The sequence below is a fragment of the Clostridium muellerianum genome (assembly GCF_012926525.1).
Taxonomy (GTDB): Bacteria; Bacillota; Clostridia; order Clostridiales; family Clostridiaceae; genus Clostridium_AM; species Clostridium_AM muellerianum.
On record NZ_JABBNI010000001.1, the window covers coordinates 90,360 to 102,618 of the forward strand.

Annotated in this window: 12 protein-coding genes and 1 pseudogene; 12 read left to right on the top strand and 1 reads right to left on the bottom strand. The window is 26.9% G+C overall.

The genetic code is table 11. The features are described from left to right. Positions 1-189 precede the first annotated feature (189 nt). The 5 genes from HBE96_RS00390 (at position 190) to HBE96_RS00410 (ending at position 5,806) form a co-directional block, all read left to right on the top strand. A complete protein-coding gene (locus HBE96_RS00390) occupies positions 190-993 on the top strand; it encodes a tetratricopeptide repeat protein (RefSeq protein WP_169295798.1) in 804 nt (267 codons plus the stop codon). A 24-nt stretch (positions 994-1,017) separates the two neighbouring features. Continuing rightward, positions 1,018-2,847, top strand: a complete 1,830-nt coding sequence (locus HBE96_RS00395) for a cell wall-binding repeat-containing protein (RefSeq protein ID WP_169295799.1) — start codon at positions 1,018-1,020, stop codon at positions 2,845-2,847. A 125-nt stretch (positions 2,848-2,972) separates the two neighbouring features. Then, positions 2,973-4,220 carry a leucine-rich repeat domain-containing protein gene (locus tag HBE96_RS00400; RefSeq protein ID WP_169295800.1) on the top strand — a complete coding sequence of 416 codons (1,248 nt, stop codon included), beginning with the start codon at positions 2,973-2,975 and terminating at the stop codon, positions 4,218-4,220. Between the two features lie 360 nt (positions 4,221-4,580). Beyond that, the gene (locus tag HBE96_RS00405; protein ID WP_169295801.1) at positions 4,581-4,901 is read left to right on the top strand and encodes a type II toxin-antitoxin system Phd/YefM family antitoxin; all 321 of its coding nucleotides are present in this window, start codon (positions 4,581-4,583) and stop codon (positions 4,899-4,901) included. 233 nt (positions 4,902-5,134) lie between these two features. Then, on the top strand, positions 5,135-5,806 hold the full coding sequence (locus tag HBE96_RS00410) for a hypothetical protein (protein ID WP_169295802.1): 672 nt from the start codon (positions 5,135-5,137) through the stop codon (positions 5,804-5,806). Between the two features lie 439 nt (positions 5,807-6,245). On the opposite strand, the gene HBE96_RS00415 is transcribed toward HBE96_RS00410, so the two are convergent. Further along, positions 6,246-7,049: a hypothetical protein gene (locus HBE96_RS00415; RefSeq protein WP_169295803.1), complete on the bottom strand. Its 804-nt coding sequence runs from the start codon at positions 7,047-7,049 to the stop codon at positions 6,246-6,248. Positions 7,050-7,463: 414 nt separating this feature from the next. Here HBE96_RS00415 and HBE96_RS00420 point away from each other — a divergent pair, with 414 nt between their 5' ends. The 7 genes and pseudogenes from HBE96_RS00420 to HBE96_RS00450 all read left to right on the top strand — a co-directional run bounded on the left by HBE96_RS00420 (position 7,464) and on the right by HBE96_RS00450 (position 12,119). Further along, a complete protein-coding gene (locus HBE96_RS00420) occupies positions 7,464-7,703 on the top strand; it encodes a hypothetical protein (protein WP_169295804.1) in 240 nt (79 codons plus the stop codon). 2 nt (positions 7,704-7,705) lie between these two features. Continuing rightward, positions 7,706-8,305 carry a hypothetical protein gene (locus HBE96_RS00425; RefSeq protein ID WP_169295805.1) on the top strand — a complete coding sequence of 200 codons (600 nt, stop codon included), beginning with the start codon at positions 7,706-7,708 and terminating at the stop codon, positions 8,303-8,305. 245 nt (positions 8,306-8,550) lie between these two features. Then, on the top strand, positions 8,551-9,597 hold the full coding sequence (locus tag HBE96_RS00430; RefSeq protein WP_169295806.1) for a potassium channel family protein: 1,047 nt from the start codon (positions 8,551-8,553) through the stop codon (positions 9,595-9,597). 272 nt (positions 9,598-9,869) lie between these two features. Continuing rightward, positions 9,870-10,265, top strand: a pseudogene (locus tag HBE96_RS00435) (YebC/PmpR family DNA-binding transcriptional regulator); the annotation flags it as partial. A 132-nt stretch (positions 10,266-10,397) separates the two neighbouring features. Beyond that, positions 10,398-11,318, top strand: a complete 921-nt coding sequence (locus HBE96_RS00440) for a tyrosine-type recombinase/integrase (protein WP_169295807.1) — start codon at positions 10,398-10,400, stop codon at positions 11,316-11,318. Then, the gene (locus tag HBE96_RS00445; RefSeq protein WP_169295808.1) at positions 11,318-11,584 is read left to right on the top strand and encodes a hypothetical protein; all 267 of its coding nucleotides are present in this window, start codon (positions 11,318-11,320) and stop codon (positions 11,582-11,584) included. Before HBE96_RS00440 ends, HBE96_RS00445 begins: the two co-directional genes overlap by 1 nt. A gap of 4 nt (positions 11,585-11,588) precedes the next feature. Continuing rightward, on the top strand, positions 11,589-12,119 hold the full coding sequence (locus HBE96_RS00450; protein WP_243186785.1) for a helix-turn-helix domain-containing protein: 531 nt from the start codon (positions 11,589-11,591) through the stop codon (positions 12,117-12,119). The last annotated feature ends 140 nt before the right edge of the window (positions 12,120-12,259 follow it).

A 12,259-nucleotide genomic window follows, 5' to 3' on the forward strand; every position in this document is an offset into this window, starting at 1 on the left:
TTTGATTAAAAGTTGCATGGAAGAAGATAAGCTAGTCGTTACCTAGCTTATTTTTGTTTGTTATAAAACTGAGAAAGTAATTTTAAAAAATAGTTAACAAATTGTATACAGAATGTTAAAGAATTATTTACCAGTATTTCATTTTTTGATATACTTATATAAACAAATGAAGAAAGGTGCAGATTAATTATGGCAAAAAATAAGATACTTATGATAATTAGTGGAATACTTTTATCATGTTTATTATTTATAGGTTCTGCGTTTGGAACTTCTAAGATTGTACAAGCTAAAAATTACAATAATTTAGTTAACTCTGCTAATCAAAATTTTAATTCTGGTAATTATGATGAAGCTATATCATTATATGATAAAGCCCTACAAATAAAGGATGATAGCAATGTAGTAAAGAATAGAGCTATGGCACAAAATTATAAGCAATATCAAAATACATATAATGAAGGATTAAAATTAATAACAGATAAGAAGTATTCAGAAGCTATACAAAAGTTAGGCACAATTAATCAAGTTGCAGGACAAGTATATACTAATGCTCAAGGTAAAATAGAAGAATGTAGAAAGAATATTATAAGTGATAATATACAAAATGCTAATACGGCTATATCTAATAAAGATTATGATAGTGCTAATAAATATATTGCTGAAGTATTAAAAATAGATTCAAATAATACAAATGCAAAACAATTACAAACTACTATTGCACAGGCTCAACAAAAAGATAAGGAAGAATCTGAACAACAAAATACTAAATCTGTAGAGGTTAACTCACAAGGAAATAATAATAGCCAAAAGGTTCATAAAAATAATGAACAATCTCAAAATACATCCAGTGGATTAGATGAAATCAATGATGAAATAAATCAATGTAATAACTATATATCTACTTTAGATAAGGGAAGTCAAAAGTATAGAGATGCTTTACATTATAAAGCTAATTTACTAAATAAAAAATTAAATATTTTGCAATCTCGATAATATAAGAAAAGGGGATAAGAAAAAATGAATAAACAAAAGATAAAAATGAAAAACATCTTATTAGGATTAACATTAACATCAATTTTTACCATAGGCACTACATTAGTATATAATAACAATGTATATGCAAGTGACCCTATTACAATTAATCGTATTAGTGGACAAGACAGGTTTGAAACCTCAGTAAAATTATCTCAATACTGGAGACAGTATAGTGACTATGCAGTTCTAGTTAACTCAGAGGATTACCCCGATGCTGTAGCAGTAGCTCCATTAGCAAGAAAATTTGAAGCCCCTATATTGTTAACTAATAAAGATAGTATTCCAAATGTGATAAAATCAGAACTACAAAGATTAAAAGTTAGAAAAGTATTTATTATTGGTGGAACTGGTGTAATTTCAAAAAATGTAGAAAATGAATTAAGCAATTTAGGAATTACTGTAGAAGAGAGAATTGCAGGACAAGATAGATTTGAAACATCTACTAAAATTGCACATCATCTTGTTAGTAGAAAAAATGATGTTTATGTTGTTGAAAATGAGAATTGGCAAGATGCTTTAGCGATATCTCCAGTAGCATCATATTATAACGCTCCTATTATATTAGTGGACAAAGATAATGGGGTAGCCAATACAATAAAACAAAATATATGCAATGAATTTCACACTTACCTATTAGTTGGCGAAAAATATCATCAAGATTTTAGAAACCAAGCTGAAAAAGGATTAGGTGAAGGTACTGGAAATGGAATTGCTGTAAATGTTCTAGGTAACACGAAAGAAGATACAAATATTGAGATATACAATACATTTAAAGATACTGGTAATATTGAAACAGATGGAGCTTTAAAATTAGATAGAGTATATTTAGTATCAAATGAAGGATTAGCAGATGCTTTATCACTATCAACTATAGCAGGGCAAGATAGAAGTATGATACTATTTGTAAATAAAGATTACTACGGTACTGCTAAGAAATTTTTAACTGAAAATGCAAGTAAGATAAAAGATATAGAAGTAGTTGGTGGAACGGGTATACTTCCTCAAAATGTAGTAGATGATTTATATAATAGCATGACAAACACTAAGGCTACACAAGATGCACAAGCTAAGGCTCAATATGAAAAAGACTGGAATGATAGGAATGCAGTAGTATTTACTACTCCAGACAAATATGTGGAGCCACCGATAACATTTTTAGAAGGAAGTAAAATACTTGGAGCATATTTAAATGTTGATTATAATAAGGTATATGGAGAAGATGGTCAAATGGGAGTAAATATGCTAGGATTCAATGACTTAACCCTTACTGATGGTAGAAACCTAGCTAGTGTTACACATGCTCATATGTGTACAGCTGTTGAAACAGGTTTGGTTAATGGTAAATTCAACTATATATTATTACTTGACAGAAACAGTGGGAATTTGTATGAGAAGGTCGATAGAAATAATCCAAACGCAAAGGAATTTAAACTTGTAAAAAATGTGTTGGGTAAGCCACCAGTAGTACCCAAAACATCAGATAAATTAACATCACAGTTGTCACTCAAACAATCAGATGAACTAATGCGTCAATATTTAAGCGAGGGTGACCATGAGTGGGGAGGTATAAAGGCTTATGAAAAGTATGGATATATATATATTGATGGAGTATATGAAAATTACATTGTAGAAGATGGCACAAACTTATTAGGACATAACTGTTTGGTCTCACATGGAGAGGGCGTAGGACATGAATTAAGTCCTTGTTCATATATTTTAGATAGAGGTACAGGAAATTTATATGTAAAAGTAGACAAAAGCAATAAAGGTTCGAAAGTATATAAATTTGTAAAAAATTTATTAGCTAAATAGATAAAAGTAGATAAAAAGGAAATTCATTATATGGTGAATTCCTTTTTATATGCTTTAAATGACTTTAGTGATAACTTTTAGAAATTTAAATATATATAATAAACATAATACGGGGGACTAATAAAATGAAAAATAAATTCTTAATAGCAATAATTTTTAGTGCTTTTTTATTGATTGCACCTGATGTAAAAGCGGCAAATTATACTGATTATCAAACAGTAGATAAAAATAAAACATGGACATTAAAGTTTACTGGAAATGTTGGTTTTGATGATGCAACTAAGCAAGGTATTACTGTAACAGATAGTAAAGGTAATCCAGTAAATGTAGGTATTAAATTAGGAAAAGATGATAGCAGAATGGTTACAGTAACAGCTCCAACAGAAGGTTATACAGCAGGGGAAAGTTATATATTAAATATTGGAACTAAAGTACATTCTAATAAGGGCAAGGCATTGAAGAAAGAATATAAAGTGCATTTTAATATTAGAAAAGATGATGACAGCATAGTAACCTTTAAAGATAAAAATTTAGAACAAGCAGTAAGAGAACAAATAAGAAAAACTACAGGAAACTTAACAATCAAAGACATTAAAGGAATAACAAAGTTATATGCTCGTAACATGAATATACAAGATATTAGTGGAATTGAGCATTTAACTAACTTACAGAAGCTTTATCTAGGGGATAATCGAATAAGTAATATAAATGGATTGAAAGAGTTAACTAATTTAAACGAGCTTTGTTTAGATGAAAATCAAATTAAAGATATAAGTCCATTGCAAGGATTGATTAGGTTACAATCGCTTCACTTATATAGAAATCAAATAAGTGATATAAATGGGATAAAAGAGTTAACTGACTTGCAAGAACTTGATTTATCTAATAATCCAATAAGTGATATAAGTGGATTAAAGAAATTAACTAATTTGAAATCTCTTCGCTTATTTGGTACTAAATTAACTAATTTATCTGTATTAAAAGGCTTGTATAATTTGCAGAAGCTTGACATAGGAAATAGCCAAGTTAGTGATATAAATGAACTAAAAGGGTTAACTAACTTACAGGAGCTTGATTTAATATACAATACAATAAGTGATATAGATGTACTAAAAAGCTTGACTAATTTGAAATCTCTTTACATATACAGAACGCAAATAACTGATATAAGCGTACTAAAAAAGTTGCCTAATCTGAAATCGCTTAGTTTAGAGAATACTCAAACAAGTGATTTGAGTACGCTAAAGACATTAACTAATTTAGTGTCTCTATACATATATTATGACGGTGAATTAAATGAAGATGATGTGACAAAAGTAGAGAATGTTTTACCTCGATGTGGAATTGGTGTATTTAAAATAGGAGCATATTAGTGATAAAAAAGCTTACAGTAAATTAGAACTGTGAGCTTTTTTATTCAGAAGGGCTATAGACTGCCAATTAGGGAATTGACATTGGAATATTTTGTAAATTAAAAAAGGCGATTTCTTTTAAGTTTTAGGAATTATTTTCAAATTGTAGTAGGATTAATAGTGCTTATATCTCTTCGAGGATTTAAGTAATATTAAGTTTAATTTTAATCTAATGTTACTTGAAAAATTTATTAAATTAACCTAAAATAATTTGATAATGTAAGTGTTTTTTTGATTTAATTTGAAAATCTACAATGATGATAAAATTAATGATATTGAGTATAATAGTATCAATCAACTTTCGAAAAGAGGGAAGAGTTAATGCTAAACAATACAGAAAATTCTATAGTTCCTATTTCTAGATTTAATAATGGAGAAGCAGGTAAAATTTTTGATGAAGTAAATAAAAGTGGTTGTAAAATTGTGGTTAAAGATAATAAGCCAATATGTGTGCTTATCAGTCCCAAAGAGTACCGAGATATTATAGAAACAATAGAAGATTGTGAATTAATAATTGAAGCTGAACAACGCATGAAAAATGAAGATGGTATGAAGAGCTACTCCATGGAAGAAATTATGAAGAAATATGGAATAACACAGGAAGAATTGGATGCTATGGAAGATGTGGAGATAGAGGAGTAAGTTGAATAATTAAAAGTATATAAATGGAGCTGAAATAAAAAAACGGAATGAAACAAAGATTAAGTTTATAATTTATAAAACTTGGATATAATAAGAAATAAGTAAGGAAATCGTGTGGTTTTTGTTACTTAGTGTATGTTAGATTTAAAAAATTGGTGCTTTGTTGTGGAAGCACCTTTTCGCTTTTTTGAATCTATTATTTGGTAATAAAGATTGAATTATGGGTGATTGTAATGAGAGTATCAAAAGTAGGTAAACTAATAGTAAAAAATTATTCGAATGTAATTTCAAATGAGGAAATAAATGAATGTATGAAAGTTCTTTCAATAGAATATAAAAAGGTTAAAGCAAAAGTATTTATTCATAAAAATTTTAAAGGGTATTTTTATTTTTGTGTAAAAAATGTGAGGTTGTTGGATTTGCTGGGGGCAGTGGAAGAGCGGGGTATTGAAAAAATAAGAAAGAATAATATAACTGAAGGTCTTTATAAACGTAATAAAAATGAAATTCATATTTTTGAAGAAAGAATACGAGAAAGTCTTATATTAAAGAAAAAAGCTTTTAAAGAATTGGAAGATTGGAAATATGTAGATGAAACACTGTGGAAAAAATATGAGGATATGTGGACTAAATATAAAATAATTTATGACTTAATTCATGAAATGACACATGCTATTCAATTCAGCAAAAATAAATTTACTGTAACCTTTAAGGATATACTAAAAAAATGGGATGATAAAAAATATGAAATAGATGCTGTGACGAGGAGCGAGGCTATTTATAAAAAACTAGATAAGGATTTTATTAAAATACTAAAAGTAGATGGTATCCATGTTTATCATCAATATGAAGATGAGCTATATGTAGGTTTTAAATATAATATAACATATAAAAGTATTAACTAAGAATTATAGTATTTTTTGGTTCATATAGGTAATATTTATGATTTAGTTATAAATAACTTAGAAATGAGCATAATGTAAATAGAAAAGCCGTTGAGGTTTTTGTTAATATGTTTTTGAGTTATAAAAATGCACTACTTGGCGAAGGGTGCATTTTTATTTTTTTGATATAAATAACAAGACTAGGTTTATATTTTTATAGTGAGCACTATTTTAATCATGAACATCTACTGGATAATATAGCTATAGTGTGGGCATAATAGAGAAAGGAGTACAAGGCTAAGGTGCTTTTGTATTTGATAAAGGTTTTTTGTTTAAAGAGCTATCGGTAAATAGCTCTTTTCTATTTAGATGTTGATAAAGCTTCTATTTTATCATAGAAATAGACTCTCTATTTTTCTTAGTATCTTCAATATAACAATATTTTGGCAATTTACTTTTGTTATAAATCTTCATCAATATCTTTCACTTTATATAATTCCCTAAATTTATTATTTAAGTTCTCTTTAGTATCTGATTTTACCTTTTCAACTTCTGTTTCTGACAATATATTTTTTTCTATTAAAAGGTTAGTAAGATTTTCAAGGTATTCACTAGAATATATTAGAATTTCCTGCATGTTATTAAATTCAGGATAGTACATGCCTTTGAAATTATCAGTATTGTTCATATCATATGATTTTTCAACAAGTGTAATATATTGCTTTGTAAAGCTATTATGTTGTGACCATAATACTTTACCATACCTCATTTGTATGGGTTTATCATCAATTCCTTTTCTAACAACATCAAAATACTGTTTTCCTTTTACGCTCTCCTTAAGTTTGCTTAATTCATCATCTGTTATCTTTATTTTTGTGCTAATTATTATTGAATCCTTATCAACTTGTTCTTCATAATAATATGGCTTTATATCTTGTCCTTCAATAACTAATGTATCAATTTTTAATTCTTCATTTTCTTCAAGTTGTATAGTATATTTATATAATGTGGGTTCATTATTTTGAATATAGCTATATGATGAGTTAACAATTTTAAATGTTCTTAATATGTTCTTTTCATTATCAACTTCATTTATACATTTTTTGGAGTTTATAAATTTATTGAAACGATTTTGTAAGTCATCTCCTTTTAAGTTAATGTTACATGAAAAACGTAGTAGTAAATTTCCTGTATGTCTTGAGAGTATTTGGTCTTCATTAGTAGCAGTTATATTAATACACCTATCCAAAATTTCTAATAACATAGTAGTACCTCCATGATTTGTATTTTTATGTATAAATTATACTTACATTATTTATTTTACCACGTTATCCAATTTATTGTTGTGGAATTTAATGAAAATAAAATCGAAATTTTAAAACTTTTAAAGAGTATTTGATAAATTCGTTTATTATGAATTTGATTCTATGTTGACTAAAGATACTTATATATGCTTAATTTTTAATAACATAATAATTATACAAAATATGTAAATTAGAATAATATTACAAACTATATGTCTGATATTAGAAAATGATTATTCGTTACTTTTATTACAGTATATGGTAAAATATAAAAAGGTATAAAAATATATTATACCCATAATATCTAAAAATGATTCATATTTAAATAAAAAATCATTCGACAATTATTGCTAATCAAACAATGAGGTGGTAAAATGAATATAAAGAAATGGACAAACCATAAGGGGAAAAAGATAAAATTACGAAAAATACTAAATGATAATGGGGGGAGAACTATGGCAGTATTAACAAGTTGTAAGCCTAGTAAGTTTGTTATTAATGCATCTAAAGCTAAAGCATTTATAGAAGAAAGTAATAGGAATAAAATAACTGATTCTTTTTTGGAGGAATGTAGACAAGCTGCAAATTTATTTAGAAAAGAAAAAAGGGATTAAATATGCGAAAAAAAGAGTTAAAGTTATTAAAAGAATTTAATATGGAAGTTATTAAGTTTACTCCAGAATATGAATGTTTGTCAAATGCATTTAATTCTGGAGAACTTGCGTTTAATGAATATATTTCTAAGACCGCTTTAAAAGATAAGATTAATGGAAGTGGAGTAACATACATAGTTGTTGATAAAAAAAATCATAAAAAATTATTAGTTGCTTATTATACAATATCAACATCAACAGTACATATTAAAGACCTGTATGATTATGAGGATGATGCAATACCTGAAGAAGAAAAAAGAGAACATTTTTCACCTATAAGTGCTTTTATGATTAATATGTTCGCAGTCGATAAAAAATACCAGGATTGCTTATATAATAATCAATTAGTAAGTAGTTTAATTTTGCGACAAATAATAAGTAACTTGTATGATATGAGTGTAAATTTAATTGCTGCTAAAACAATATTATTATGTGCTGTTCCAGATGCAGTAAAATTTTATGAAAATAATCGATTCTTGAAATTAGCTGACGAATTTACATTATTCGATAAATGTGATGCTATGGATAATATTCCAATGTACTTACCAATACATAATTTTTAAGATATTAAATTTAGAACTCTTGAATATTAAGCTATTTAGGAGTTTTTATTATATTATAACTATTTATGATGATAGTAATTTTATATATCTGTAAAAATTTTTTTATAAGCGAGAAAAGTCATATACTAAATTCTAAAACAGATAACTATAGTTATTTAATTTAATAAAGTATCAGTTCTATTATAAAGCCTAATTGATAGAATTTGATAATATATACATATTATTAAATTTTGGAGGGTATTACCATGGATGAATTATCTTATTTGAAACTAATTCCTATGCTATTTATTTTGTTAGTTGTCACGATACCTACAGTAATATACGTTTTTGTTAAGAAAGTTAGAATCTTTAAAAGAGTTCTATTTATTTATTTTTTTGTATCAATGTTAATAATATTTATTTTTGCATTTTTTTACATGACAGTAGTTCTTGTTGACATACAGAATTTTAAACATCAATACCCTAATTTATTAAGTGCATTAGATATTACAAAGGAAAAAAAGCAAGAAATATTTAATGGTTTTTTACATATTAAAGGTATTAATGTTTCAGACTACAAGGGAAGTTTTATTTTATTTTTTCTCGATTTACTTTATTTTAGCAGTATGACATTTTTTACTGTTGGATATGGTGATATAACAGTTGTTGGAATAGTAAGAATAGTTTCGATTTTGGAAGGCTTTCTTGGAGTGGCTATGACAGGAATAATCATATCAATGGTTCTATCTAATTCAATAGAAATGAGTAAAAAAGAAGATAGGTTGAGAATGTTTATATTTAGAGGATATGATATACTTTATTTTGAAAAAACTTCATTTAATAAGGGTTTGGGGCTTTCTTTACTTGAAGTGTTTTCTGAAAAGTTATCCACAAAAATGTTTAAGAAATATAATAAGGATTTATATCACGTGCATTTAATAGATTCCAATGGCAAAGTAGCTATGATACATTATATTAATTTAAATGATGAAGCAAGGGAAACGTTTGAAAAATTTGAAATTACATGGGATTTTATTGATTATAGAAACAAGAATATAGAATACTACTACAAGTTCGCTCAATGTTTAATGTATAAATTGAGAAAGAAAATTGATGTAGGTTTAGAAGTTGAGCTTTATAAGTTTATAAAAACGGATAAAAAAATCAATTTATTTGAATTTAAGGAATTCTTAATAAAGCTAAAAAAATCTCTTATCAATAAAAGAATAGATGATATAAGGCTTAATAATGATATAATTGATTTGACCACTAAGTGCATTTATGGTATAGACAAAATTAATGAAAATATATAAATGTTTAGTCTCAAAGGAGAAGTTTTCTGTTTAAGTAGAATAGAATTGATTTAAATATTATTAATAAAATTTAAGTTTTATAGAAGAATTTATTTTAAGTGTAGATATTAATGACTTTGTGAAGTATAATAATTTATAGGTAGTAATAGTAATGTATATATTAATCAAATCATAACTTTTATGAAAATGATTATGATAAACAGTGCTATTACATAGGAAAAAAGTAATAAATTTGATAATGATATATATCACATGATAATGGTAGTTTTGTTGCATTTACAAAGAACGGAGGAAACATGGGCTCTACGGGATGTGTTTCTTTTATGTTCCAAGAAAAGGGTCAAATTGTTATAGAAAAAACAGATGATATGGATGAAGACGAATTAATGATGATGGCTTTAGATGCTGGCGCAGAAGATTTTGTAGCAGAAGATGAAGTTTTTGTAGTAACAACTACACCAGAAGATTTTGGAACAGTAAGAGAAGCTTTAGAAGCCAATAAGCTTGAGTTCTTAGAAGCTGAAGTTAAAATGATTCCAGATACATATACTGCAATTGATGAAGAAACAGTAGTTAAGTTCCAAAAAATGCTTGATGCTTTAGAAGATGACGAAGACGTTCAGGACGTTTATCACAATGCTGAATTCCCTGAAGGCTTTGAAGAGTAAATAATATCAACGGTTTACAGATTTGAAGCTGTGAAAAACGTGATGATATACGTTTTTTTACCGTTCTATGATGGAATATAACACCTTTAAATGTATGTATGAAAATTATTTACATTTGGAGGTGTTTTTATTATGCAATTAAATGATATTTTAAAAGAATTTATATTTGATTGTGAGGTTAAAAATTTTTCTAAGAGAACATTAAAATCTTATAGAAATAATAATGCTTTGTTTCACAATTATTTAAGGCAAGAATTTAAAATTACAAATTTAGAAGAAATTAAAACAATTCACATTAAAAGATATTTTAAATTTTTAATGAAAAAGGGGTTAACTCCAACTTATGCAAATGGAGTATTAAAAACTATAAGAGCTTTTTTCAGATATTGTTTAAATGAAGAATATATAGAAGAAAATCCATGCTTAAAAGTTGGATGGCAGAAAGAAGGAAAAGTTATAATTAATACTTTTACAGATGAAGAAATAGTTAATATGTTGGGAATATATAAATTTACTACGTTCTTGCAAGCTAGAAATAAAATGATTATTGCTTTTTTAGTAGATACAGGAGCTAGGAATAATGAAACTTGTACTGTATTAAAAGAAGATATAAAAGATAGGGTTATTTTGTTAAGAGGAAAGGGTAATAAACAAAGACAAGTAAGTATTAGTCCTCTTTTAAAAAAATATATGATTAGATATGAGCGTATTAGAGATTTCTATTTTAAAGATAAGATAGTTAAAGTAAATAATTATTTTCTAAGCAATACAGGTAAACCACTAACTATAGAGACAATAGAACGTGTCGTTAGTGAGGCAGGGAAGAAAGCAGGTGTAAGGGACGAAATAAGATGTTCTCCTCATACAATAAGGCATTGGCACGCTCAAGAGCAACTTAGAAATGGATTAGACGTATATTCCCTAAGTCGTCTCCTTGGACATGAGAATATTTCTATAACTAAGCGTTATCTACAATCTATTAAAGATGAAGATAATATCGATTTAGCAGTAAAAACTAGTCCTTTAATGAATATAAGAGGGGGTAGACGATAATGCTGAACCTCCTAAAAGAAGCAGTATATAAGCAAATAGAAGAAATGGAAGATGATAAAGAATCAGTTATTTACGAAAATTATGAAGTCAATGAAAGAGTTGAAATTGAAACTTATATAGTGATTATTAGAATTAGAAGTTTTGGCTTTAGAATTTATCATGGTATGATGCACTCGGACGGAGATATAAGTGTAAAATTTATGGGTGTTGATAATGATATGTATTTAGCTATGACATCAAACCTAAAAGTATTAGGGGAGGTGTAGTATCATGTTATTAAGTGAACAATTAAAAGAACAGCTTAGAAACGAGTTTATGCCTATTCCAAGCTTGAAAATTTACAGTAATGCAGATACATTAAATCTCAAAATAAGATTCTTGAAATCGCTCTCAAATGGCATAAGGGGTACTTGTAGCATGATTTTAGACTTTATGGAATGTCGTGTTAATACACAAGAGGAATCGGTCAATTACATGATTTGCTATGCTTCCCAACAACAGATTGCTGATGAATTAGGTTTAACAAGGGAATGGGTATCTCATTGTATTAATAGAATGATCGAAAAAGAGAATTGTATTTTTACAAAGGTGAGACAAGGTCTCAATAAATCGAATTATTATATACTTCAGAAGAAAAAAGAAATGGTACATTTATTAAAACAAATATTCCAGGCACAACAATTAGAACTTAAAACTAAAAATGAAGAAAAACAGGATAAACAGAAAAAAGAATATAAGAAGTATTACAAGAAAGTACATTTAATGATTTTGAACAACGTACTTATGATTTTGAAAAATTAGAAAAACAATTATTAGGATGGGATACGGAATAAAAACACACAAAAGTAAAAGAGTTTATCAAAGTTACAACCTTTGATAAAACCTAAAAACGTTAAAACATGTACTCAACACTAATATTAGTATATCATGTTTTAATTAAT

What these genes read in the sequence shown, in the direction of transcription:
- HBE96_RS00390 (WP_169295798.1), top strand. Translation starts at nt 190, where the DNA reads ATGGCAAAAAATAAGATACTTATGATAATTAGTGGAATACTTTTATCA.
- HBE96_RS00395 (WP_169295799.1), top strand. Translation starts at nt 1,018, where the DNA reads ATGAATAAACAAAAGATAAAAATGAAAAACATCTTATTAGGATTAACA.
- HBE96_RS00400 (WP_169295800.1), top strand. Translation starts at nt 2,973, where the DNA reads ATGAAAAATAAATTCTTAATAGCAATAATTTTTAGTGCTTTTTTATTG.
- HBE96_RS00405 (WP_169295801.1), top strand. Translation starts at nt 4,581, where the DNA reads ATGCTAAACAATACAGAAAATTCTATAGTTCCTATTTCTAGATTTAAT.
- HBE96_RS00410 (WP_169295802.1), top strand. Translation starts at nt 5,135, where the DNA reads ATGAGAGTATCAAAAGTAGGTAAACTAATAGTAAAAAATTATTCGAAT.
- HBE96_RS00415 (WP_169295803.1), bottom strand. Translation starts at nt 7,049, where the DNA reads ATGTTATTAGAAATTTTGGATAGGTGTATTAATATAACTGCTACTAAT.
- HBE96_RS00420 (WP_169295804.1), top strand. Translation starts at nt 7,464, where the DNA reads ATGAATATAAAGAAATGGACAAACCATAAGGGGAAAAAGATAAAATTA.
- HBE96_RS00425 (WP_169295805.1), top strand. Translation starts at nt 7,706, where the DNA reads ATGCGAAAAAAAGAGTTAAAGTTATTAAAAGAATTTAATATGGAAGTT.
- HBE96_RS00430 (WP_169295806.1), top strand. Translation starts at nt 8,551, where the DNA reads ATGGATGAATTATCTTATTTGAAACTAATTCCTATGCTATTTATTTTG.
- HBE96_RS00440 (WP_169295807.1), top strand. Translation starts at nt 10,398, where the DNA reads ATGCAATTAAATGATATTTTAAAAGAATTTATATTTGATTGTGAGGTT.
- HBE96_RS00445 (WP_169295808.1), top strand. Translation starts at nt 11,318, where the DNA reads ATGCTGAACCTCCTAAAAGAAGCAGTATATAAGCAAATAGAAGAAATG.
- HBE96_RS00450 (WP_243186785.1), top strand. Translation starts at nt 11,589, where the DNA reads ATGTTATTAAGTGAACAATTAAAAGAACAGCTTAGAAACGAGTTTATG.